This is a genomic window from Pseudoalteromonas aurantia 208 (genome assembly GCF_014858725.1).
In the GTDB taxonomy this organism is placed as follows: domain Bacteria; phylum Pseudomonadota; class Gammaproteobacteria; order Enterobacterales; family Alteromonadaceae; genus Pseudoalteromonas; species Pseudoalteromonas aurantia.
Window position 1 is genome coordinate 878423 of the sequence record NZ_AQGV01000015.1, and the last position, 25502, is coordinate 903924.

21 protein-coding genes are annotated in these 25502 nt (G+C 41.2%); 17 read left to right on the plus strand and 4 right to left on the minus strand.

Annotated features, from left to right (window positions below; translation table 11 throughout):
* The first annotated feature begins 8 nt into the window (after positions 1-8).
* From PAUR_RS22020 to PAUR_RS22030, 3 genes are read left to right on the plus strand one after another with little or no spacing between them, the layout of a single operon-like run.
* Positions 9-623, plus strand: coding sequence for a gluconate 2-dehydrogenase subunit 3 family protein (locus PAUR_RS22020; RefSeq protein WP_192509861.1), 615 nt, complete (start codon positions 9-11; stop codon positions 621-623).
* Positions 624-632: 9 nt separating this feature from the next.
* Entirely contained in the window at positions 633-2363 is a 1731-nt protein-coding gene (locus PAUR_RS22025; RefSeq protein WP_192509862.1) for a GMC oxidoreductase, read from the plus strand.
* 10 nt (positions 2364-2373) lie between these two features.
* A complete protein-coding gene (locus tag PAUR_RS22030) occupies positions 2374-3252 on the plus strand; it encodes a sugar phosphate isomerase/epimerase family protein (protein WP_225738549.1) in 879 nt (292 codons plus the stop codon).
* 270 nt (positions 3253-3522) lie between these two features.
* Here PAUR_RS22030 and PAUR_RS22035 read toward each other — a convergent pair whose 3' ends face one another.
* Positions 3523-3951, minus strand: coding sequence for a response regulator (locus tag PAUR_RS22035; RefSeq protein WP_192509863.1), 429 nt, complete (start codon positions 3949-3951; stop codon positions 3523-3525).
* A 15-nt stretch (positions 3952-3966) separates the two neighbouring features.
* A complete protein-coding gene (locus PAUR_RS22040) occupies positions 3967-6060 on the minus strand; it encodes a CHASE domain-containing protein (protein WP_192509864.1) in 2094 nt (697 codons plus the stop codon).
* A 531-nt stretch (positions 6061-6591) separates the two neighbouring features.
* Here PAUR_RS22040 and PAUR_RS22045 point away from each other — a divergent pair.
* Positions 6592-8667, plus strand: a complete 2076-nt coding sequence (locus PAUR_RS22045) for a TonB-dependent siderophore receptor (protein ID WP_192509865.1) — start codon at positions 6592-6594, stop codon at positions 8665-8667.
* 474 nt (positions 8668-9141) lie between these two features.
* Positions 9142-9501 carry a cupin domain-containing protein gene (locus PAUR_RS22050; RefSeq protein ID WP_450091388.1) on the plus strand — a complete coding sequence of 120 codons (360 nt, stop codon included), beginning with the start codon at positions 9142-9144 and terminating at the stop codon, positions 9499-9501.
* Positions 9502-9540: 39 nt separating this feature from the next.
* Here PAUR_RS22050 and PAUR_RS22055 read toward each other — a convergent pair whose 3' ends face one another.
* The gene (locus tag PAUR_RS22055) at positions 9541-9828 is read right to left on the minus strand and encodes a putative quinol monooxygenase (RefSeq protein ID WP_192509867.1); all 288 of its coding nucleotides are present in this window, start codon (positions 9826-9828) and stop codon (positions 9541-9543) included.
* Between the two features lie 88 nt (positions 9829-9916).
* Complete coding sequence (locus PAUR_RS22060) at positions 9917-10831, minus strand: AraC family transcriptional regulator (protein WP_192509868.1); 915 nt, start codon at positions 10829-10831, stop codon at positions 9917-9919.
* A gap of 290 nt (positions 10832-11121) precedes the next feature.
* Between PAUR_RS22060 and PAUR_RS22065 the strand changes: the two genes are divergently transcribed.
* The 12 genes from PAUR_RS22065 (at position 11122) to PAUR_RS22120 (ending at position 25065) form a co-directional block, all read left to right on the plus strand.
* Complete coding sequence (locus PAUR_RS22065; protein WP_192509869.1) at positions 11122-12150, plus strand: S66 family peptidase; 1029 nt, start codon at positions 11122-11124, stop codon at positions 12148-12150.
* Between the two features lie 327 nt (positions 12151-12477).
* Positions 12478-13521: a GGDEF domain-containing protein gene (locus tag PAUR_RS22070; protein ID WP_192509870.1), complete on the plus strand. Its 1044-nt coding sequence runs from the start codon at positions 12478-12480 to the stop codon at positions 13519-13521.
* A gap of 129 nt (positions 13522-13650) precedes the next feature.
* Positions 13651-14664 carry a DUF2235 domain-containing protein gene (locus tag PAUR_RS22075; protein ID WP_192509871.1) on the plus strand — a complete coding sequence of 338 codons (1014 nt, stop codon included), beginning with the start codon at positions 13651-13653 and terminating at the stop codon, positions 14662-14664.
* A 3-nt stretch (positions 14665-14667) separates the two neighbouring features.
* Positions 14668-15114: a GNAT family N-acetyltransferase gene (locus tag PAUR_RS22080; RefSeq protein WP_192509872.1), complete on the plus strand. Its 447-nt coding sequence runs from the start codon at positions 14668-14670 to the stop codon at positions 15112-15114.
* A 211-nt stretch (positions 15115-15325) separates the two neighbouring features.
* Positions 15326-16345 carry an SDR family oxidoreductase gene (locus PAUR_RS22085; protein WP_192509873.1) on the plus strand — a complete coding sequence of 340 codons (1020 nt, stop codon included), beginning with the start codon at positions 15326-15328 and terminating at the stop codon, positions 16343-16345.
* 62 nt (positions 16346-16407) lie between these two features.
* Positions 16408-17565 carry an aspartate aminotransferase family protein gene (locus PAUR_RS22090; RefSeq protein WP_192509874.1) on the plus strand — a complete coding sequence of 386 codons (1158 nt, stop codon included), beginning with the start codon at positions 16408-16410 and terminating at the stop codon, positions 17563-17565.
* Positions 17565-18014 carry a type II toxin-antitoxin system RatA family toxin gene (locus tag PAUR_RS22095; RefSeq protein WP_192509875.1) on the plus strand — a complete coding sequence of 150 codons (450 nt, stop codon included), beginning with the start codon at positions 17565-17567 and terminating at the stop codon, positions 18012-18014. Before PAUR_RS22090 ends, PAUR_RS22095 begins: the two co-directional genes overlap by 1 nt.
* Complete coding sequence (locus tag PAUR_RS22100; RefSeq protein WP_192509876.1) at positions 18011-19126, plus strand: acyl-CoA/acyl-ACP dehydrogenase; 1116 nt, start codon at positions 18011-18013, stop codon at positions 19124-19126. Before PAUR_RS22095 ends, PAUR_RS22100 begins: the two co-directional genes overlap by 4 nt.
* A 2-nt stretch (positions 19127-19128) precedes the next feature.
* Positions 19129-19962 carry a formyltransferase family protein gene (locus PAUR_RS22105; RefSeq protein WP_192509877.1) on the plus strand — a complete coding sequence of 278 codons (834 nt, stop codon included), beginning with the start codon at positions 19129-19131 and terminating at the stop codon, positions 19960-19962.
* Between the two features lie 117 nt (positions 19963-20079).
* Positions 20080-21135 (plus strand): efflux RND transporter periplasmic adaptor subunit, encoded by a 1056-nt coding sequence (locus PAUR_RS22110; protein WP_192509878.1) that lies wholly within the window; start codon positions 20080-20082, stop codon positions 21133-21135.
* A gap of 2 nt (positions 21136-21137) precedes the next feature.
* Positions 21138-24209 (plus strand): efflux RND transporter permease subunit, encoded by a 3072-nt coding sequence (locus PAUR_RS22115; RefSeq protein ID WP_192509879.1) that lies wholly within the window; start codon positions 21138-21140, stop codon positions 24207-24209.
* A gap of 295 nt (positions 24210-24504) precedes the next feature.
* Complete coding sequence (locus PAUR_RS22120; protein WP_404821725.1) at positions 24505-25065, plus strand: lipid-binding SYLF domain-containing protein; 561 nt, start codon at positions 24505-24507, stop codon at positions 25063-25065.
* The last annotated feature ends 437 nt before the right edge of the window (positions 25066-25502 follow it).

The window sequence follows — 25502 nt, forward strand, 5'->3', positions numbered from 1 at the left end:
GTACAGCAATGAGTGAAACAGTAGGTATTGATAATAACAGGCGGCATTTTATGCACAGCTTTACGGTTTTGCTTGGGAGTGCGACGGCGGCACAGCTTATTGATGGCTCTGGGTTGTCGTCAGCCCTAGCTTATCGGGCCAAAGAAGACAGTACGGCGCAAGATGCCATGGTATTTAAGCAATTACACATGCAAATGCTTAAGTGCATATGTGACCTAATTATGCCCAAAACCGAGACTTTATCGGCCAGTGAATTGGATGTTCATGGCTTTGTTGATCATCAACTGAATAAAGTGTACTCACAGCATCAGCAAGTACAAGCAATTGGTTTATTAGAAAAAATGACACGTACAAGCCAGACTCATTTTAAGCATGACTTTCATTTATTGCGCTCCGCTGCGCAGGTAGAAATTCTGGCGTCGATTGAGAATCAGAGTATGGGCTTTACTGAGCAAGATACAACGATATTTAAGTTGCTAAAGAGCTTGATTGTATTTGGTTATTTTACCACTGAGTATGGGGCCACTGAGGTGTTGAAATACCAGGCGATACCTGGTGGATACCGAGGTTCAATTCCCTATAAATCAGTAGATAGCAGTTGGGGGTCTCTAGGGTTTTACTAGATAAACATCATGACAGACTTATATATTAAAAATACCAAAGAAAAATTCGATGTGCTCGTGGTTGGTTCTGGCATAACCGGTGGGTGGGCGGCAAAAGAGTTCTGTGAACGTGGATTCAAAACTTTGATGGTTGAGCGCGGGCGAGTTGTTGAGCACCAAAAAGATTATATTGGAGAGCATAAAGGCCCATGGTTGTTCGACAATCGTATGAAAGTTGACAACTTACTGACGGCGCAACAACACTACGTACAAAAGCTATGCTATGCCTTTAGTGATTCGACCAAGCACTTTTTTGGTAATGATAGAGATTTACCTTACACGACTGCAAAAGGCACGGGTTTTAGTTGGATCCGTGCAAATCAATTAGGGGGAAAGTCGTTGCTTTGGCATCGGCAATCTTATCGCTTTAATCAGTGGGATTTCCAAGCGAATAAGGCGGATGGGTATGGTATTGATTGGCCGTTACGGTATGCTGATTTAGCACCTTGGTATGACCATGTCGAACAGCATGCGGGCATTGCCGCACACAACGATAATTTAGATGTTTTACCGAATAGTGTATCGCAGCCGGCTTTTGAATGGACCGCACCTGAGAAAATGCTCAGAGATAAATTTAGCTCACTATACCCAGATAGGCCTATGGTGATGGGACGGGCTGCACATTTAACAAAACCTACTCAGCTGCACCTATCTCAAGGCAGGGTACAATGTCAGGCGCGTAATGAATGCCAAAAAGGCTGCTCATTTGGCGCATATTTTTCGACCCAAAGCTCAACGTTACCCGCAGCAGCTAAAACGGGAAATTTACACATCGCGCCAAACAGTGTGGTGCATAGTTTAATTTATGACTCTCGTCGAAATAGAGTCATGGGTGTGCGAGTGATTGACAATGATACCCTAGAAACACGAGAGTATTTTTCCAAAGTGGTATTTTTGTGCGCGTCTACGTTAGGCTCTACACAAATTATGCTGAATTCGAAATCAGACTCTTTTCCCAATGGTATTGCAAATACTTCCGGCGTATTAGGACATTATTTGATGGACCACAATTACAATGCGGGAGCCGTGGGCATCGTTGAGGGATTTGACGCAGAGTATTATTCGGGTAGGCGTCCAACTAGTCCCTATATTCCAAACTTTCAGTATAAACCAAGCCGCTATGCAAAGGGTTACAAGCGAGGATATGCGCTTGCCGCATGGTCAAGCCGTGAAGATTGGCGAGCAATCGCAAAGCAAGATGGCTTTGGGGTGGATTTTAAGCGTAAATTAACACAAGCAGGAAGGTGGCGGTTTGGTTTGTCTGCGCAAGGAGAAATGCTACCAAGGTATGAGAATCATGTGGCACTTCATGCTACGAAAACAGATAAGTGGGGGATACCGCAACTCGCTATAGATTGCCAATGGTCAGACAATGAAAAGCGCATGATGGATGACGCCGCCGATACAGCGAAAGAGATGTTGACTAAGGCAGGTTTAAAAGGCGTGTATAGCTATACACGCTATCATGAGCGTCACCCAGGGATTGCAATTCACGAAGTGGGCACCGCTAGAATGGGCGCAGACCCAAAAGCATCGGTACTGAACGGTTTCAACCAGTGCCACGATATTCCAAATCTTTTTGTCACTGATGGCGCCAGTTTTTGCTCTACTGCCACGGTTAATCCATCACTGACATTTATGGCAATCACGGTGCGAGCAGTTGATTACGCCGTTAATGAACTTAAAAATAACAGGATTTAAGGTAACACGAATGAGTAAAACATTAGCCGTAATGGCATTATCAAGTTACGCTTTGATGGGGTGTCAAATAACAGACAATAAGCAAACACAGCCAGATGCAACAGCTTCAACACAGCAAGCCGCTAAAGTTAGTGTGCAATTGTGGTCAGTGAAAGACACATTAAAGCAAGATTTTAAAGGGACATTACGACAGTTGGCCAATATGGGCTTTGAAGGCGTTGAGTTTGCAGGCGAATTTGGCCCGTATAAACATGATCCTAAAGGGTTAAAAAGCTATTTAGATTCACTTGGGCTGCAAGCCAGTGGCGCACATATCGATTTTAAACAGTTCTCAGATGAGCAATTTGCCGACAGTGTGCACTTTTATCAAACGTTAGGCGTGAAATATTTAATTGATCCATGGGAAAAGCGCGCATGGGACCATACTCAAGTCGCCAGTGTTGTGGATGATTTGAATCGTTTAGCTGATAAGCTTGAGCCTTATAATATGCAAATTGGGTATCATAACCATCAACATGAATTTGCAGATTATAAAGAGTCAACGTTTTGGGATTACATTGCTGAAAATACAAAATCAAATGTGGTGTTGCAACAAGATGTTGGCTGGACTTCCTTTGCAGGTAAAGACCCAGTGTCTTATGTTAAAAAATACCCAAATCGTACCATCACCACCCATTATAAAGTGGTTATTCCAGAACAGAATTCAGCGGATCTATCTCCGATCATTGGCCAAAATAACGGCATAGATTGGTATAATTTAACGCAAGCTTTATACACTGACGGAGGTGTACAGTGGATTGTGTTAGAGCAAGAGGACTATCCAGAAGGACTTACGCCATTACAATCGGTTAAATTATCGAAGTTAAATTTAGATAAAATTTTACAGTAATTATTTGATTAATTTATTTTTTATTAATCGGTGTGGTTAATGGAACGCGCTTTTTAGATATTTAACGTATCGAAATATATCGATGTGCTGTGATTTAAACTCGATAAACCGCTTAATCACAGGCTGATTATTTGTACGAGGTATTAAGGCGTTTAAGTCTTATAATGCGCACTGTAGATGCTTAGCTGTGGTTAAGGTAAAAGCATAGTAAAACGCTTAATTCCACCGTGAATAAAGGATTTTATTCACGGTGTGAGGAGTGACTCTCCGTTATGTGCCTGGTAGCTCAACAATGCGCCAATAATGATCTAAGAGTTTGACCAACTCATCGAAACCATGTTGTAGATTTTCTTTTACAATATAGCCTGCGATGTTTTGATCATAGGCGGCAAATTTATCTTGCTCATCCTTACTGGTGGTTAGCACAAAGACGACGCTACCTTTGAGCTGTTGATCGTTTCGTAGTTCAGCTAAAAACTCAAGACCACCCATTCGAGGCATATTAAGGTCGAGCAAGATCAAAAAAGGTTTTGGTACTTCGTCATTTTTTAATAACTCTAGTGCGTACATCCCATCTTTTGCGCGTATGATAGGATTAGCAATACGCATTTTTTTAAAAGCTCGGACAACACTCTTCGCATCTATATCGTCATCTTCGACTAATAAAATCGATGCGTGTTTGTAATTCACTTCACTCATATTTTATTTTTACCTCTATAATATTTTTGGCCACGTAAATGTAAAACAGGTACCACTGATCCCATCTGAAATGACATTAATCTCACCTTTATGATAATCAAGTAGCTTTTTAATAATTGATAACCCCATACCACTGCCTTCGACATCGTCTCTGGGCCTAAGAGTTTTAAAAAGTTCAAAAATCTGCTGATGATACTTAGGGTCAATACCTACGCCATTATCAGCAACAGAGAACTGATAGTGGGTAATGTGTTCTTGACCCGACACATCAATCATTAATTTACCCTCGCCTTTATGTTTAATCGCGTTGCCAATGAGGTTGCGGAAAATGGTTTCAAGTGGCGCGATAGGTGTATTAATTTCAGGTAAAGTAATGTCGCAGGTCATTGAGATGTTCTCAGAAGAGGGCTGTAAGTCAAATATATTGAGCACCAACTCATGGACATTAGCTCGTTGAATTTCGCCGCCTTTTCGTCCCACACGAGAATAAGATAATAAATCTTCTAATAAGCTTTCTAAGCGTGCTGTTCTGCTTTTAAGTAAAGACAAATTCTCTTTCGTTTCCTCATTTGCAAACTCTATGATGTCTTCTTCTATCCAGCAGGAAAGTTGCATAATGCCTCTTAATGGGGCTTTTAGGTCATGGGAGGCCACATACGCAAAGTCATTTAACTCTTTATTACTGCGCTTAAGTTCTTCGGTTATTTTTACATGCTCGGCCATATCTATAATTGTGGCTAACACTTTTAAATCATTACCATCTTTAAATTGTGCAATGCCAATTTCAGCAGGAAATTCATAACCGCTTTTTGTCATCCCGAATATTTCTCGGCCTATACCCATTTGGCGGTGCGAGGGGTTTTTATGAAAGCTGTTACGATGCTGAGGATGGTTGGGTTGAAATCGTGAGGGTACGAGCATTTCAATTTTTTTGCCGATGAGCTCATCATCAGTGTAACCAAAGAGTGATTTGGTTTGCGGATTTATTTGCTCTATCACCCCTTCGTCACTGGTAATGATGATCCCACAAGGTGCCGATTCAATGATGTGTCTGTAATATTCTTCTTTAATGGCGAGAGAATGTGTAATTTGATTGGCGATTGCCATTGCACTGTTTTGTGCGCGGGTCAATGTAACAAAAATAAATAACAACAATGCGTCAATCAAAATACCGCTACCTAAAATAATAAGCGGTTGGCTTGAGTGTGTGGATGTTCTAAACGACAGCGCCGATTGAATATGAAACGTCCATGGTCTGCCGTACATATTGAGTGTGACTGTTTTACTAAACAGTGGCTTATCGTCATAGTGATGATTGCTTTCAGTGAGCTCGTCATACAAATTGTCTTTACCATCAAATATACTAAAAACAATCTGCCTATTACTTTGTTGTAGTGTGCCTTCCATTAATTTGTACATAATAAATGGGGCGTATACGAGGCCCACAAAGTGTGTTTGTCTTTGTGCAAGGCTTGTGATTTCAGAGGTATCGTAAAAAGGAATAAACTGTAAAAAACCAGGCGTTTTCTTTGCGTCCTGCACAAGGACTATGGGGGCAGTAATTTGTGTGGAAGCAGTATCTCTGGCTTTTTTGGCTGCACTAAAGCGATTATGTTCAAAAGCCATATCTAGCCCTACCGCCTTCATATTATGCTCAACGGGCTCTATGTAAGTAATTGGCCAGTACGCTTGTTCTTGCTGTTGTGGATGAATGGCGAAATTAGGTCTGGTTTTACGTTGCTGTATGAGAAACGAGTCGAGTTCGCTTTTTGGGATATGGTAAATAATGCCGATGCCATTTATACCCGGGTAAGATTCGGAGATATTAAGTGTGTCAGAAAATGTCTTCCAATCACTGGCTGGAGTTTGCAAAGAGTAAGTTTGAACTGCTGCGGCGCCTGCTTTTAATGCAATTTCATAATGAGACATACGTTCTGATATTTGGGTTAAGAGTAATTCGGATTGCGCTTTAAATAAAGCTGCTCTTTTGGCCTGAATTTGGTTATCCGATATTTTCCATGCTGTCACGGTGAGTAAGAGTGATGCAAATACAACAAGCCAATGATACCAATGTAAAAACCGAGCTGGAGAGACCTGCTTTTTTGTCATTGTAATTCCCTTTCCCTATCCTTGTGCGTGATTTTGAGGTGAACCAGTCGACTATTCATTATGACAATAGCACTTATGGGCAAATCCTTAGTACTTGAGTGTAGACCAATAGAAAAATACTGGAGAAAATTTCCAATTAATAAGTGTTTACGTTCATTATTCAATTAAGGGGCGTTATAGAAAAGTACGTGCGAGGTGTGTTACCAGAGACCGTGATACAGGTTTGCCCTATGTTTTGACTGCATTGTGAAAAGCTGGGAAGTCCAAGCATCTTCATATACGTAAAGTAAACTACGACAAGCATTCTGGCGCAATAATGGCAGCGCTCGTTGGTGTTACTTTTTTGATAACTAATTATATCGAAAATAGCCATTGAGTTAATTTTTTTACACCCATCGGTCGGACTTTAAGCAAACAGTAGGGAGTACGGCAATACTTCCTTAAATACAATTGCAAATAAAAATAAATCGCATTAATCTTCCCGCGATTTTGCACCTAATGTGCAGTGAATTTTTAGTTTGGAGTGTATTCATGCGTTACTCGGTTTTATGTTTAGCTGTTGGTTCAGCGATAGCGGCATCTAATGTGTCAGCTCAGTCGTCAAATGTAGAAGTTATTGAAGTTAAGGGCACTTACTTCAACGATTATCAAGTCGATACGGCCAAAGGTGCTTTGCGGACTGATACTTCCTTACTTGAGACTGCACAGTCAGTATTTGTTATCTCAGATACTGTGATAGATGAGCAGCTCGCAACGACGCTTGGGGAAGTACTGAATAATGATGCCAGTTTGACCGCTGGGTCTAAGCAGCGAAATCGTGAAACATTTAACCTCCGTGGATTTGGATTAAGTTCATCAAATGGTTATTTGCGTGATGGTCATCAGCATTGGTCACACTATCAGCAACCAATAGAAACTCTGGAACAAGTTGAAATAATCAAAGGCCCATCTAGTATTTTATACGGTCAATCAGGTCCGGGTGGTTTAGTGAATATGGTCACTAAAAAACCCACTGCGAATACACTGGTGAATCTTGGAGTTGATTTTGATCATTTAGGTTCTACACGTGCCACATTAGATTTGGGTGGTGCGTTAACAGATGCTGAAGATGTGCGTTATCGAACCGTTTTGGTGAAACAAGACGTGAATTTTAACCGTGAATATGTCGATGGTGGAGCGCGTACTCGAGACCGCTTTTTAGGCTCAATCGTCCTTGACTATGATATTAACGATCACAGCTTTGTGCGTGTTCATTATGATAGAACAAATGATGAAGCGGGTTTAGATACTGGTGCGTGGTTAGATAATAACGGGCAGGTGATTGGGAATGATAAAACAATCAGAGACTTCTCTTGGGCATTTACTGATATAACTGTTGAAAATAAGGGGATTGATTTTAAACAAGTTTTATCTGAAAGCTGGCAAGTAACTGTTGGCTACAATGAGCAAGATTTTTCTCGTCAGCGTTTTGAGTCAGCTCCGCGTAAGCCGGATGATTATCAGCAGGGCAACAGTTATGACTCTCGTCCGTACGATCGCTTTGACGATTGGCAGTTTACTACCGCGTTTGTTGATGTGACGGGGGAGTTCGAATTAGGTGGAATTGATCATCAGGTGCTTATTGGTGCCAACTCATTAGACTATTACTACGGGCAGCTTCGAGTTAAAGCAGAGTCCGTCGCGTTTGTTGAAGGGAGTGACCAACCGCTGCGTCCAGATATCAGTTATGCAACAGATGACTCATTATATACGAGTGAATTTGATTACTATGGTATTTATGTTCAAGATTTAATGACAATTAACGAGCACTGGCAAATCTCGCTAGGTGGTCGTTATGACAAACAAAATAAAGAAGGCGCTGATAACGAGTCATTTTTACCTAAAGGTGGAGTGTTATATCACCCAAGCGACAATGGCACGGTGTATTTTAGTTATTCAGAGGGGTTTGAGCCTCAACGAAGTGATAGGCTAGATAATAAAGAAGATGAAAATCACAATATGAAGCTAGATGCTGTGACATCGCAGCAGTATGAAGTGGGCACAAAATGGCAGTTGGCTGATGATAGATTGCTGGTGACAGCAGCTGCGTTCGATATCAGTAAAACAGGTATGCTTATTTCAGTACCGTCTGATAGTGCAGAATATCAGACAGTAACGACCCAAGCTGGCGAACAGCGTCATAAAGGTGTTGAGTTTACAGCACAAGGCGCGGTAAACGATCGGTTGTTTGTGATGGGGTCACTGATGAATTTAAATGCTGAATATGTCCAAGACAAAAAGTATCAAGGAAACACCCCAATTGATGCTCCTCAGTGGTCGGCATCATTGTGGTCACGCTATGAGTTTAGCGATGTCTTTGCTATTAATGCCGGGGCATTTTATCAAGGTGAACGTTTTGCGAATTATGAGAATACCATAACAAAAGCAGCGTACACACGAATAGACGCTGGGGCAACTTATAAACTAGGCCTTCAACATGCCGATGTTAATGTACGTTTTAATATTGAAAACCTATTTGATAAAAATTACCTTGCAGGCGGTGGTGTAAATAACGTAACTGTCGGTGAAGAGACAACATTTAGATTGGCGTTACACGCTGCATTCTAATCTTTTTGTGTAAAATGACTAAGGCGCTGGTTTTACCAGCGCCAATTCATATGAAGTGCACTAAGACTTGAGCTGACAGCCACACAAATTACATCGATTTACACTCTTTTTAATACCGAATAACACACCGATTTGTTCGTAATTTGTACTGTTTTAATGTTCCCGATTATGTATGCTGAAGGCTTGAAATTTGAGCTGACAGCCACACAAATCACATCGATTTACACTCTTTTTAATACCGAATAACACACCGGTTTGTTCGTACTTTGCACTGTTTTAATGTTCCCGATTATGTATGCTGATTATGAGCGCTGATGGCTTGAAATTTGAGCTGACAGCCACACAAATCACATCGATTTACACTCTTTTTAATACCGAATAGCACACCAATTTGTTCGTATTTCGCACTGTTTTAATATTCCGATTATGTATACTGGCTATGAGCAATGTAAGTTATTAATAGGGAGAATGAATATGAACAAAGTGAATCTCAGTGAGAAATTTGCGTTATTCCACCAGCAATGGAAACCCAAAGTGATTGCGCAAATGAATGATTACCAATTTAAGGTGGTTAAATTACAAGGGGAGTTTATCTGGCATCAACATGACCATACTGATGAAACATTTATTGTTATCTCAGGGCAGTTAAACATTGCGTTTGAGGACGAAACGGTTGTTTTAAATGCAGGGGAAATGTTAGTGGTACCCAAGGGTATACAGCATAAACCGTTCGCAGAACAAGAGTGCCAAGTAATGATCATTGAGCCTAAAGGTATCTTAAACACGGGTGAATCGCGCAGTGAGCGAACCGCTGAAAATGATGTGTGGATCTAGCTTTCGTGGATACACCCATTTAATAAGCGTAAAAAGCCCTTATAGCGGGCTTTTCGACAAGTAAAGAATCTGGGGAGGTACGGTAAAATATGCTGATAATTGTTTTAAAATACCATTATTGGCAATAAACTGCATATAGTGCTGGTGAGCTTCAATCGATTGCCAGTCTTCGTCAATTAGCATGATGTTTTGGGGTTCATCAAAATAAATATCGACACGCAAACACCCACTAAAGCGACGGACATTATTTAAGTTATCAGCTAAAAACTTGTGTAGCATTGTATGTTGTTGGCTTTTAAGTTGGCAGACTAAGTTAACCCGAACCATAAGTGCATCCTTTTATATAAATAGTGATGCCACTTTGCCATTGATGAAACCTTCACAATATGACTTTTTTGACAAAATAGGGGTTTTATTATGAATATTTATATCTGTTTGGTGTAACGCCAAACTTGCGCTTAAACATTTTGATGAAGTGTGACGTGTCGAGGTAACCTGTTGTTGTGGCAATGTCGGTCACAGTTAGGTGAGTATGGATCAGCAAAGATTGGGCGTGTGAAAGCCGCTTATGTGTTAACCACTGTGTGGGTGTCATATCATAGGCTGATTTAAATTGCCGTAGAAACGATGCATGAGACATGTTGCATAGCTGTGCCATATCTGTGACAGACAAAGTCAGAAAGTCACATTTTTCAATCAGCCGTTTGAAGTTATCGCGTGCCCCTAAAAGGTGGTTGTTAGTATTAAGTAAGGTGCTAAGTGAAGGGGTACTTAGCGTCTTTAGAATACATAATAGCTCGGTCGTTTTGGCTGTGAAGAGCTGATCACACAATAATGACTTTTGTTGGTAGGCCGTAAGACTCGTGAAAAACGTACTGAGCAGCGATGTATCAGAAACTGAAGAGAAAGAGGCGTTTGCGTGATGGACATTGGGTGTGTGTTCATGATGTGGCAAATCAAGTAGCATCGCTGGTGAAAAAAAAACCAGCCAGGCTGTAAGTGTACCGCTGGCACTGAAATAATCTGAATGTAGCGTTTCTCCTGGTGCCAAAATGATGGCGTCACCACGACAGAGTGTTATTTGCTCATTGTATTTTGAGAGCAAGGTTTCTTTGCCCGAGACAACATAAACTAAGCACACTTGATTAGAATAAAACTCGATATCAAATAAGTCATGCTTAAGTGTTTTATGGTAGATGGTACAGTGTATACCACTATAGAAACAAACAGCGCCTTCAAGTTGCGTTAATGCTTGAGGCAATACCAACAAACCATGGTTATTCACGCCCCTATTTCGATTATTAGTATTATGTCCATTTTTAGATAACATGATGCGCTACCTCTATCCTTTAACGTATTTAGCAGCGGTGGACCTAAGGAATACCTGCTGGGATTTTGACAACATTATCGCGTATTGATGTTGAATTGCGACAGTGCATTTGCATTGTTTAAATGCTAAACGGAACATTGCATCTTCACACTATAAAGGCCATCAAGCTTTTGTCCAACAGGTGCTCGTATTGATAGTCAATGACAAGCCAGTTATTCAGGTGTAATAAATTGAGGTTTACTCTTTTTAGAAACAACGTTAGTGTATTTCTATTTAGGAGCTTGCAGCCGATGTATTATCCTCAGCCGCTGAAACCTGGAAGCCGCATTGCCATTTGTGCATTCTCATCATCTGTGCCGTCAGTATGCTTTGCAAGATTAGATAAAGCCATTGAATTATTGCACGGTTATGGATTCGAAGTTGTTGAAGGGGATACGGTTCGAAATAGTGCTCAAATAGACCCACATATTCGGGCAGATGAGTTGACACAATTTCTCTTAGATGAACAGATTTCGGCCGTAGTACCGCCTTGGGGGGGAGAGTTAGCGATGACTATTTTACCTTTACTGGACTGGCAGGCATTGGAAAATGCATCACCAAAATGGGTATTTGGTTTTTCTGATGTGAGCACCATCATGACAGCCTTGACTACTCGACTAGGATGGGCCACGCTCCATGGCAGCAATTTAATGCAGTTAAGTGCTTTACAAACGGATAGTTTAACGCGCAACACACTTGATATTATGTCATTGCAACAAGGAGATGAAATCACACAATACCCCAGTACTTTTTTTGAAAAAACGAATTCTCAGTCGATTTCGGACCCAACGATGATTTTTAATCTCACAGAGCCTACAAAGTGGCGTCTACTTGCTGAGAGTGAGACGAAGTTAGCCACGCCCGTCATTTTTTCTGGCCGATTATTGGGCGGTTGTTTAGATACGCATCAGCACCTTATGCAAACGGCATTTGCGCAGCTTGATACCTTCGTATGCAGTCACGAAAATGACGCACTGATCTTGTATTTTGAAAATGCACAACTGAATGACAATGCCTATATAAGAGCTTTGTTAGGACTGAAATTTCGAGGTGTGTTTGAACGGGCATCTGGTATATTGATTGGTCGAAACACCGCGAATGATGGACCTAATGGCACACATAAAGCAGTATTAGAGCGGGCGTTAGGTGAGCTAAACATCCCCATTGTTTTTGATGTGGATATAAGCCATCAGCCGCCAAATATGCCGTTAATTAACGGTGCACATACCGAAGTGAAACTGTTGGCGAAAAGAGTCAGTGTGACCCAGCACTTGATATAATTAAAAGAGTGGTGTTATCAGAATGTAATTTTTGTATTTTTTCGATCTTGAGGTTAACATACTTGATGTGACAATTATCAGTTTCTTTGGAATAGATAATATTTTATCTTGTTGTTTATGCAATTTTTTATTTGCTTTTGTTAGTGAGAAATGATGAGTTTATGAGTTGTTTCTCAGTAGTTTATGTGAATTTTGGCTCAGTGTTGTGACTTCAATTATTTTTCAATTGATTAATTATTTGCAATGCTTTAGTCTTGGTTTTTTGCTGTGGTAACGAGCATAAGCGCTCTTTGATAATAATTATAAGTTTGTTCTAGGATTAGGGTTATGAAAGCCACGGAATTTGATACGTCACTTTCTCATTCTGCGCAATGTATGAAGCAAGCCATTCCTCTTATGGTTAAATATAAAATGCCAGTCACACCGGTAAACTATGCTATTTGGTACTGTTATGTGCTCGGTTCGAACGACAAGTTAAACAAAGAACTCGACGATATTTTGGCACACTACCAAACATGCCCGCCAGCACAAGCAAAACAGCTGTTTAACGCTTTTTTATCAGATAAAGATCTTGCTTTGTTTCACCAAATGTCTGATTCATTTCATAATACAATTGCTGATGTGCAAACCGAAATAGGTAAAACACTTGAGTCGTCACAAGACTTTTCAGCCATTTTATCTCAATGCCATTCAGGTTTATACGGTTTGAAGAAAAACAGTTTAGACTCATTTGATGATGTATTGGGTTATGTGGATCGTTTGACTGAAGAGTCTGTTGTGATGCAACAAAATGCGTATCAATTTCAGAAGAAACTAGAGAACGCTTACGCTGAGATCAGCGATTTAAAAACAGCATTAGTTAATACGCAAACTGCAGCCAGCCAAGATCCCTTAACTGGGTTGCTTAACAGAGGCAAGTTTGATGAAGACATTGTCTTATTTTGCAAGGCTGAGCACACTGGCAATCACCGGGCTTTAATTTTTGTTGATATTGACCACTTTAAACAGTTTAACGATGATTTTGGACATCAAAAAGGAGATGATGTTTTAAAAGTTGTATCGACAAAAATAATGAAGCATACCGAGGGCATTGGAAAAGCATATCGTTATGGTGGTGAAGAGTTTTGTATTACTGCCGAATTGGATAGTTTAAGTGAAGTGGTTAATTTTGCTGAGAGTATTCGTAAAGATATTGCGAAGTTATCGGTGAAGGGCAAAAAGACAGGCAAAGCCGTTCGTTCAATTACTGCAAGCTTCGGTATTGCATTACATGGTGAGCAATGCTTAGTCACTCAGCTGATTGAGCGAGCCGACAAAGCACTTTATTTAGCCAAGGAACATGGACGAAATAGAATTGAGATTGCTGCATAACATCTTCTTAGGATTGCTTACCCTATAATTTTCATACAAAAACTCAAATAGCAAGGTCATTTAAGGTGTTGACTTAAATAGGAACACTTATAGAATTGCGCGCATAATACAATGTATAGAATATAACAAATGAAAAGAATCATCGTCTGTATGGATGGGACGTGGAACAAGCCTACGCAATATGACCGAGGAAAGCGTAAACCCACTAATGTAGTGAAAATAGCTCGAGGTATTGAGCCTATTTGTCCAAATGGTGTCCACCAAGTTGTTTATTATAGTGAAGGTGTGGGTACACAATGGGGATTAGATCGGATCCTTGGTGGCGGGTTTGGCATGGGTTTATCTCAAAATATAATAAAAGCCTATCGTTTCATTGTGCACAATTATCAGCAAGGCGACGAAATATATTTATTTGGTTTTAGCCGCGGAGCTTATACGGTTCGTAGCTTGGCAGGGTTGCTGAATAAAGTGGGGCTTTTACCAAAAAATCACGCATTTTATATGCCGGAAGCATATAGACTGTATCGTAATGGCCCGTCAGAAGCACAGTTAGTGTCTTTTCAAAAGCAGCATCATTGTATTGATGTGAAGGTAAAATTTGTGGGCGTTTGGGATACGGTCGGCGCTTTAGGTATTCCAGTTGGTTTTGGTAAATTTAATCGTCGTTATCAATTCCATGATGTCAGCTTAACGCGCAATATTGAACATGCATATCAGGCATTAGCCATTGATGAACGTCGTGGTATTTTTAATCCTGCAATTTGGCAATTACCGAAAGACTCAACGCAAACACTTCAACAGCAATGGTTTATAGGTAGTCACAGCAATGTGGGTGGGGGCTATAGTCAAGATGGTTTAGCGAATATAAGCTTGCATTGGATCAAAGATATGGCGACTCAGTACGGGTTACATTTTAACGAACCCTTTTTAAGTTATTATAAAGCTTATCATTTGGATGAATACCGAGATTCAATGACCTGGTTATATAAATTGACCGAATCAATACGGGAAATAAACAGAAAGCCTTCGACCAATGAATCATTGCACCACAGCGTTCTTCATCGCATCAGGGATCTGTCTAGTTATCGCCCGGCAAACGTGATGCCAATGGTCGAGTCAAGTAAATTTAAGGTAGTAGGTTGATACATGACTTTCATCATAAAACAAGGCACGTTGTGCGACTTGTTGCACATTGAAAATGATATTCCTGAGTTTATTTCGCCAAAATCAGTGGATGCTATCAGAGCTAAGATTGACGCTCATAAGCACGTTTTATTTGTTGCATATATTGAGGGAAAGCCCGTTGCTTATAAACTTGGGTATGAAAAACAGAGTCGATTATTCTATAGCTGGCTTGGTGCAGTGCTGCCTGATTATAGAGGGTTAGGCATTGCAAAATCACTGCTATTACACCAAGAGGCGTATGCTAAGCGAGAGGGTTATCAAATTATAGAAGTTAAGTCTATGAATCGCTTTAAGCGCATGTTACAGATGCTGATTGCATACGATTATCACATTATTGGGTGCGCGCGTTTGGATGACAACAGCGACAGTAAAATTACATTTAGAAAAAAATCTAGTTTACTTTTTTAAATTATTGCCTCGAAGGTAATGATTTCTTCCTTTATTTCTACCGCAAAAAAATCAGTCGTAACACATTATCATTACAAGTGTAAAAATTTAGTAAATAAAGTTGTTTAATTGTTCATTGTAAACAATTATCATTACGGACCTAAAATAAATACATGAGCATTGTCTGGGGTGAGGCATGCTTGATTTTTGGTATGTGATTGAAGGAGTAGTAATGTCACGTCACTTTTTTCTAACAGGTGCAACAGGTGTGGTTGGTTTGTCGATTCTTGAACAGCTTGAAGAGGACGACCAAGTGTCGATTTTGACTAATAGGCAAAAATTTAGTGTCTTGCCCAAGGGGGTTGCTCGACAGTTAAAAGGCAACATATCTAAACCAGATTTTGCTCTTAGCGCTGATGATTTAGCAACGCTAAGTCAAACAGATATATTAGTGCACAGTGCTGCTTTGACTGATTTTACAGCGGATCCCGAGGTACTCGCTGAAGTGAATATCGCTGGTTTAAAGCATGCAAAAGCGTTGGCAAATAAGCTGAATGCGCGCTTGGTTTACATTAGTACCGCATTTGTAAAAGGTCGAAATGGGCATGCATTTAACAATTACGAGCACAGTAAAAAACTGGCAGAATATTCTCTAGATGAAGATATAACAATCATTCGTCCATCGGTCATAATTGGAGACAGCATTAAAGGGATCATGCCTAAAAAACAGGGAATGCATAATATGCTTAAGTTAGCGACCAAAGAAGTGATCCCAGTCGTACCTGGGGATGCGAGCACACTGGTCGATGTTATTCCAAGAGATACCGTCGCTAGTGGCATATTGGCGGTCATTGACAATAATTTATCAGGTGAGTTTTGGCTAACCGCAGGAGACAGAGCAAGCACGTTAGGTCAAATGTTAACAATTGGCACTAATCCAGATTATTTTGAGCGTTATCAAGTCAAGTTTAAGCCCCCTAAACTGATCAACCCCACCACTTTTGAACGCTTGATCAAGCCTGTATTCCTTCCAGCATTACCACGTCGCTACAAACGTATGTTTGAAGAAACATCGATTTATTTAAAATATTTGGATATGAGCGAAGGTTTTTCATCTGATTTAAATGTATTGGGCACTTATAAAAATGGCCCTCAACCATTTGATATTCCTGAAGTTATGGTTAAAAACATTGCCGCATTTGACGAGGTCCATCCACTGACGGAGACGCTTATTAATGAGTCTTCGTTATGAGAGAAGAAACGTTAAGTATGTTGAGGTCTCATAGTAACCGCTCAAGAGCGAAGCTATCAAGTATGATGAATTTACCTATTGAACACGCTGCACAAGGCAGTGAGATTATCGATACACAAGGACAAACATACCTAGATTGTGGTGGGTTCGGGGTGTTTATTCTCGGTCATCGTCACCCTGAAGTTGTTGAAAGCGTGGTACAGCAGCTCAACATATTGCCGATGAGCAGCCGGACGTTGGTGAATAATACGCTGGCAATCGCCAGTAAAAAACTGGCTGATTTTTGTCCTGAAACATTGGATTATACCTTTTTTACGAATTCTGGCACTGAGTCGACCGAGCTTGCGTTAAAGCTCGCACGAGCCAATGGCTGTAATAAAGTTGTGGCCATAACGGGAAGTTATCATGGCAAGACATTAGGTGCACTAAGTGTGACCCATAGGAGTGCGTTTAGAGCCCCATTTGAACCTCTTTTTGACGAGGTTACTTTCGTTGCACGCGATGATATGACAGCGCTGTCTGCGTGTTTTGAAAATGACTCAGATAGGGTTGCTGTGATCATTGAACCCGTACAAGGGGAAGGAGGCGTATATGCACTAAGCAGCGAATTTGTGCAGCTCGCCAAAGCACTATGTGTGGCTCATGATGGCTTGTTGATTGCAGATGAAATTCAATCAGGGCTAGCTCGAACCGGCTTTGATTGGGCTATTGAGGCACATCAAGTTACGCCAGATATGATGCTAGTGGGCAAAGGGTTAAGTGGTGGGGTTGTGCCATGTGCTGCGCTTGTTGCCACTGCTGCTACGTTCGAACCACTTAACAAAGATTTCATGCTACATAGCAGTACGTTTGGTGGTTCCCCGATAGCTCTTGCCGCCGCAATTACCACGTTAGATATCTTAAAGCGGGACAACATTGCAAACAAAGCCCGCACCATTGGACTAAAGCTGGTGGCTGCACTATCACCCCATGCAACCAAAGCGGGCGTACGTGTGAGAGGAAGCGGAGTACTCATTGGTCTTGACGCTCAAAACCCAGCGAGGGCAGGTCAGCTTACTTTGGCTTTATTACAACATAAAGTCATCACCAGCCACTCTTTGAGTAATGCCAATACGGTACGTTTAACACCCAGTGCTTTGTTAACTGAAGTACAAATAAATCAAATAATTACGGCATGTATCGCCGCATTTTCATCATTACCAGCTAAGGATTTACCCTAATGAGACGTGTCACAATTGAAAAACGAGTGCCAGTATCAGCAGCATTGGCATATCAAACAATTTCTGATTTTAAACAGTTTGAAAAACACTGCGCTGCGGTGATAAGTATTGATGTAACCAAAGTATCAGATACGCAAAGTGATTCAACATGGCAAGTTCACTTTCACGATGGCCAGATGTGCTGGCGAGAGCAAGATGTGTTTGATGAGCAGGCTCTGACCATAGATTTTAATCAAGTAGAAGGGGATGCGGAAGAGTTCTATGGGCGTTGGCAGGTTGAAGTGCTGTCAAGCGACAGTGCTAAAATTTGTTTTGAAGCGTCATTTTGTATGGGGATCCCAACGCTTGCTGACATTTTAGAGCCGATCGCAGAAATGGCGATCACAGCGAATATTACCGACATGTTGACCGAGTTATTTTCACTTGAAAAAGAAGGGGAGCCGGTATGACTATAGTCAGTGATGCTCTCGCCAGTGTTGATAGCTTCTTACCTGGCTTAGCTGATAAATTGAGTGCGAATAGTTTCATAGACAATGAATCTGAGCAGAGTCAGATTATAAATTGGTTTAAGCTAAGTGGCGGTTGCAAATTGATGGTAAAACGCAGCTATGGCGGTCGAGAATTGACCCCGTGGCAAGGGGTATTAGTACAATTAGGATTAGGTATTTATTCTCCGTCACTGGCGATTGGTGCAGGTATGCACCAGTTCTCAATTGCTACTTTGCAGGAAATGGCGAAAACAAGTCACGGTTTAGAGTCATTGCTACTTGAGGCGATAGCGAAGAATGATTTGCTCGTCTCGTCAGCATTCAGTGAAGGCAATACCGCTAGAAGCATTTTGCAAAGTCAGATTGTTGCTAAACCCAGTGGCAAAGGATTTTTAATAACGGGTACAAAAAAGCCCTGTAGCTTAGCCCATGATATGGATTTATTAACGGCTAGTGTGCAGGTTGAGCCCAGTGATGGTGAACCTTACTTCGCTGTGGCGCTTATCCATAAAGAAAATGACGGTGTTAATGTTGAGTCATTTTGGAATGCTAGCTTCTTGAAAGCAAGTCAGAGTGAAGCCGTCCACTTAGACGAGGTTTATGTGCCGCATAGTATGATGGTTAATGTTGACGAGCAGTCGGCTTATCATGCGCATATTAGCGGCTTTGTGTGGTTTGAGTTACTCACGAGTGCATCATATTTGGGGATGGTATACGGCTTAGTCGAACAAGCAGATAAACATAAGCGTTTATCATCTGAAGATAAAGCCGCGGCTTACATTAAACTTGATTCAAGTGCATTGGCCTTGAAGGCGATTGCGTATGATATGAATAACCAAACGCAGGATACCTTGGCACAGGTACTGGCATGCCGCTATCAATTACAAGAAGTGTTGGCCCAAGTGATGACGCAAATCATCGAGAAAGTTGGCGGAATAAACTATATCGGTAATGCTTACTTTTCAAGTATTGCGCAAACAATACACGCGTTTAATTTTCACCCGCCAGCTAAGCATAGTATGTTAACGCCGTTAGCATCGTATTATGATAACAAACCGTTAATCATGGTGTAATTATGAAAGTAGCACTTTCTAATATAGAGAATGTTGCCACTCAAGAAGCGATGGTGACGGTCATACGCCGCCATCACCGTGATATTAAGTTGGTAATATTAAGCGATCCTTATTCAAAGAAAAATGGCGGATTTTTTACACAGTTGACCCGCAATTTAAACCTCAGAGGCTTAGGGTTTGTCAATTATTTGTGCGTAAAAATGACGGCTATGCCGATAATGCGATGGGTATCTAATCTGTTGGGTAAACAGTCACTGCCCAGTATTCGTCAAATATGTGATACGTATCAAATACCTTGTATTAAAGTAAAAGACATCAATGCCCCAGATGTGGTCGCGCAGATAAAAAAATATAATATTGATTTATTAGCTATTTTTTACTTCGACCAAATTTTGCAACAGCCAATGATTGATGCGCCTAGATTAGGCGTTGTGAATTTCCATCCTGCGTATTTACCCAGTTGTCGAGGGCTTTTTCCTATTTTATTTAGTTATTTGTATAACCAGCAGCAATATGGTTTGTCTGCTCATTGGGTAACAAATACCGAGATAGATGCGGGTCCACTCATTGCCCAATGTGATATAAGGTGTGACCAACCACGCAGTCTATTACAGCTAGATCGTATGGTATGCAATCAATTCACTGTATTTTATCCGCAAGTAATGGCATTGTTAAGCAAAGACTTGGGTGTACTCGCGCCGATACCAACGGTGCCTGAAAGTTACTATTCGTATCCTAACCGAGCACATTTAAAGGAGTTAAAAATGCGTAATCTTCCACTGGTTTGTAGCAAAGATATAACAGATTTAATCCTTGATAAAGCCCAGTCAAGATAAGCAGGTTAGTACTGAACAATAATATTATTTACGTCACGTCGCGGTGACATTTAATTTAGCATGAATCACCTAACTTAATACCACAGAGAGATTGCTTTGATAAAACAAGGATTTACCATGAAACTACTCACATTCTTTTTCAGCTTTTTGTGGTGTTGGAGTGTATTTGCAGCTAAAAGTGGTGACCATCTGCCTATTGCTGCGTATCAAGTCAAACTTGAATCTGGATATACACAGCTACGCGCAGTGACAGGACAAGTGGTTAAGCAGCATGAGGCGAATTTGAGTTTTGAGCTTTCCGGTAAAGTCCACACGATTTTGTTTGACCAAGGCGATTGGGTTGATAAAGGGGAGGTTATTGCAAAACAAGATACGCAATTACTTGAAATAGAAAGACTTGAACTTGAAGCGCAGAAGGCGAAACTTAAGGCGCAGCTAAAGCTAGCAAAAGTAGAGCAACAACGATTTGAGAAATTGAGCAAGAAAAATCACTCTGCGGCACAACAACTTGATGAAGTCACTACCCAAATTGAGGTAATTGCAGCAGAGCAGTCTTTACTTGACGTTAAGCTAAAATCGGTTGCAATTCGGTTAGAGAAAGCGTCTCTTACAGCTCCTTTTTCAGGCCTGATAGCGCAAAGAAATGTGCATTTAGGTGAAGTTGCAAGTGTGGGTCAAGTGATGTTTAGATTGTTAGAGCATAACAAATCCCAGGTTGTGCTCGGCGTGCCGGTGTCATTGCAAGCGTATGTGAACGACACTATGGTGATTACAGTATCGGGAAAGCAATATCCAGCAAAATTACTGAGTAAAGGGGCGCTTATTGACAATATGTCCCGAACATTAATGATGCGTTTTCAATTACCCAAAGGGGTCGAAGTCTACGCTGGCACGTTAGCACGAATGGGGATCAGCACCTTTACGGAACAACCGGGCTTTTGGGTGCCGTTGAGTGCTTTAACGGATGGAGTGCGTGGTACTTGGTTAGTGTATGGTGTAGAGGCGGGAACAATAGTCCCTATATCGGTTAATGTGCATTATACCGATGGGGAATATGCTTTTGTTAGTGGTGCTCTAACACAGTACCCATTAATTGTAGCGAACGGGCTACATAAAATGGCGGCGAACATTTCCGTTGAGGTTGTCCAGACCCTTAATAGCCGGAGTTTGTAGCCATGCAGTTTTTATTTTCAAATGGCAGGCTTCAAGCTTTACTCGTTGCTTTGTTAATAGTGACAGGCTTCTCCGCACTTAATAATTTACCACTGAGTGAAGACCCTCGAATCATCAATCGTTTTGCAATTATTACCACATATTTACCAGGCGCAACTGCGAGCCGAGTTGAAGCTCAGATCACAGAAAAACTCGAGCTAAAATTAAAGTCTCAAGCTGAAATAAAAAACATTATTGGTATGTCGCGTGCGGGTATATCAGTGATCAGTATTGAACTCAAAGATGAAGTCACTGCGGTTATTCCCGTATGGTCTCGAATACGAGATTTATTAGCGGATGCCCAATCTCAATTACCACAACAAGCCAGTTTAACAGTCCTTGAAGATGATAGAGGGTATGCATATACCAAGATCATCGCGATTACGGGGGAGCAAAATGCTGCTTCTTTAATGAGGTTAAACCGCTTTGCAAAAGAATTAAAAAACCAGTTAACAAATACTCCAGGTGTTGAGATTGTTCATTTATTTGGCGGCATTGAAGAAGAGATCCGAGTGACGTATGACTCGGACAAAGCAACGCTAGCAGGTGTATCACTGCAGCAGATTGCAGATGCCGTAAAAGGTGCAGACCCCAAAGTTGCTGCTGGTTCGGTGATAAATGATGAGTCTCATTTACAAATAGAGCTCAATGGAACGTTTGATTCTTTAGCACGTATTGCTGGTATTCCATTGGCCAGTAACGATGATATTGCGCAGTTTGTGTTAGCAGACGTTGCAACGGTAACACGGCAGCTGCGCTCACCTCGCACAGAAGTGGCGTTAATTGATGGTCAGCAAGGTGTATTTTTAGGAGTAAGGATGCAGCCTGAATTCAGAGTCGATCGCTGGTCTGCAGTCATAGATGAGAAACTAAGCAATTTTGAGCTCACGCTCCCAAGTACTGTACAGGCACACACGGTATTTGACCAAAAAGTCTATACACAGGCCCGGCTAGGAGAACTGATTGATAATATTGCGGTAGGCTTTGCGCTGATACTCGGCGTATTGTTGCTCACGTTAGGGTTACGCGCGGCGCTTATTGTGGGGGCGGCTTTACCTTTGACCGTGTTGTTTACGTTGGCGTGTATGAATATTTATGGATTACCTATTCACCAAATGTCGGTCACGGGGTTAGTCGTAGCCCTTGGGATCATGGTAGACAACGCGATTGTGATCACCGATTCAATCGCAAGGTATCGTCAACAGGGCATGACTGCTTTGCATGCAGTGAAGAAAGCGGTAAACCACTTTTGGCTACCGTTATTAAGTTCAACGTTGACCACCATTTTAGCATTTGCGCCTATTGTGCTGATGCCAGGACCATCAGGTGAGTTTGTCGGTGGCATTGCGCTCAGTGTTATATTCGCATTGATTGGTTCTTACGTTGTTTCACATACCTTGATTGCCGTTTTTGCTGGTCGTTTTTTACCACAAAAAAGCCAGCAGGGTATATTACACAATGGAGTCAATTTACCTAGTTTATCGGGACGTTTTAAATCACTGCTATATTTTGCAATTGCGCGCCCTAAACTTACTATTTTATTATCAATGATATTGCCTACTTTAGGCTTTATTAGCGCAAGTCAATTGACTGAGCAGTTCTTCCCCCCCGCAGATAGAGATATGTTTCATATCGAAGTTCGATTATCTCCTAATAGTAGTATCTCAGCGACGCAAAAGCGTATTGATGAAATGTCTGAGTTTATTCATCAATATGAAGGAATAGAGCAGCTTAACTGGATGATTGGGAATAATATTCCGTTGTTTTATTATAATTTATTGCAACGAGATAAGGGGGCCAAAAACTATGCGCAAGCTATGGTGAAAGTGTCTGATTTTAAACGGGCAGATGAACTCATTCACGAGCTTCAATATGAATTAGATAGGGCATTCCCTGAAGCTCAGACTTTGGTTCGTAAATTAGAGCAAGGCCCACCTTTTAATGCGCCAATTGAGTTAAGAGTATTTGGGCCGAATTTATCGACCTTAAGCTCTATAGGACAAAAATTGCGTACAGAGCTCATTGCACACCAGCAAATTACTCATACAAGGGCGACGCTAGAATCGGGGAGCGCGAAAGTGACGCTTAACGCCGATGAAACGTTATTAAGCCATGCTGGTGTTAAATTAACCGACATAGCCACTCAATTAGAAGCGCAGTTTGAGGGAGTAGTAATTGCGTCTGTCTTAGAAGAAACCGAAACAATACCTGTGCGTTTGCGCACGTCACAAGAGCAAAGTGAATCAATAGATGCACTGTATGGAACACAGTTTATTACTGAGCAGCCATTATTGCTGGCTGCTTTTGCTGATGCGTCATTGGAACCAGTACAAAGCGCAGTGCATCGGCGCAATGGAGAGCGCGTTAATGTTATCGAAGGTTTTTTACAAGCAGGGATATTACCACAGAAAGTTCTCAATGAAATTCAACCTAAATTGCAGGCAGCACAAGCGCAACTACCAGCCGGTTACCGGATTGAGGTGGGGGGGGAGTCGCAACAGCGAGATGAAGCGGTTGGCCGACTACTTGGCAAAATAGGCATTATTGTGGTGTTGTTGGTTAGTGTACTGGTACTCACATTTAATTCATTTACCACCACCGCGGTTATTTTAGTGACCGCCGTACAATCAGCCTTGTTAGGGTTATTAAGTGTTTATATTGCAGGCTACCCATTTGGTTTTACTGTAATAATCGCGTTACTTGGTTTAATGGGATTAGCTATCAATGCTGCCATTGTCATACTGTCTGAATTAAAAGTGAATAATGCAGGCCAAAATGACGACAAAGTAGTGATGAGCGTAATGACATGTGGCAGACACATTAGCTCTACGACAATTACCACAGTGGGTGGTTTTATGCCGTTGATACTTGCGGGAGGCGGATTCTGGCCACCATTTGCCGTAGCGATTGCTGGTGGTACGGTATTAACAACCTTGTTGTCGTTCTTTTTTGTGCCAGCGGTGTATAAATTGTTTATAAAAACAACAGAGGTTCAAAATCCAGAGGCTCATACCCTAGCAGTAAGTGATATGTAAATGAATTTGGGTATTTCGATAACAAGTGGTGATAAGTTAATGCATTGAATGAAATAACAACAATTCGGTTTTTTCGATGATAAAGACCGTTATAATATGATTTTATTTTATTATTAGGTTGGTAAACTGGCTTTGTTTTCACACTTATCCCTCATCATTACCCATGATGTGTTTGGCCGCTTTATGCGGCCTTTTTTCTTTATCGCTCTCTTATATTTAGATTAGATTCATCTAGCAGCAAGGTTGACCCTGTTACTATGCTGAGCATATGTTGAATTGAATGAAGTGAATCTTGATGAAAGTGTTTCTCTTATATCTTGTATTTCTTGCTAGTCTACTGACTGGCTGTACGTCCACCCAGAGTCATTCCATTGATGAAAAGCGTGCCATGGTTAATGTTATGGAACAGACAACATTAACGAAACTATTTAAGCAAAAGCCTGATGTTCGACAACAGGTAAAGCATGCTGCGGGATATGCGGTATTTGATAGTGCGAACGTGAATGTGATCCTTGCGAGTTTTGGCGGAGGCTATGGGGTTGTTGTTAATAATCAAACAAATAATAAAACTTACATGAATATGGCTGAAGCCGGTTTAGGGCTTGGGATCGGGGCAAAAGATTTTAATATTGTGATGGTTTTTCATACTCAAGCAGCCTTGGCCAAGTTTATTGGTCAGGGCTGGACGTTTGGCGGTAATGTAGATGCAGCAGCAAAGCACAAACAACAAGGCAACGCTGTATCGGCAGAAGCGATTATCGATGACGTAACGGTTTATTCATTAACTGATACAGGGCTTGCACTGCAAGCGGTATTAAAAGGCACTAAATTTTGGATTGATGATGAGATGAATTAGGTGCGATTTTTTCTTATATACCCTATATACCTTATATATAGTGTCGACGTTGCGAAGCGTATTTAATGCTGTTTTGCTACATTGAAGAAGTGGATTAGAGTGATATTGGCGTGGTTAAGCATAGAGCGTTTGTGATGAGTGACGAAACGTAGTTTCGCAGCACTTCAATGTGAGGTCATGGCAGATTTTTTGTTCCAGACAAAACCTAAGTACCTGCATCCATGCAGGCAATGACCGATGTAATTCAGCTCCATGGCAGGATTGTTTACGCTTAAGTGGCAATTTCATGGATCATGAATCAAGTTCAGGGCGACGAAGATGATGAGCTTGTGGTGTATCTTATTTCTGTAGTTATGCACCGAGTGGTGTTTGTGGTCATATTCTGTCGTGTTTGTTAGCATTTCTACCGAATACCGAATACCGAATACCGAATGACT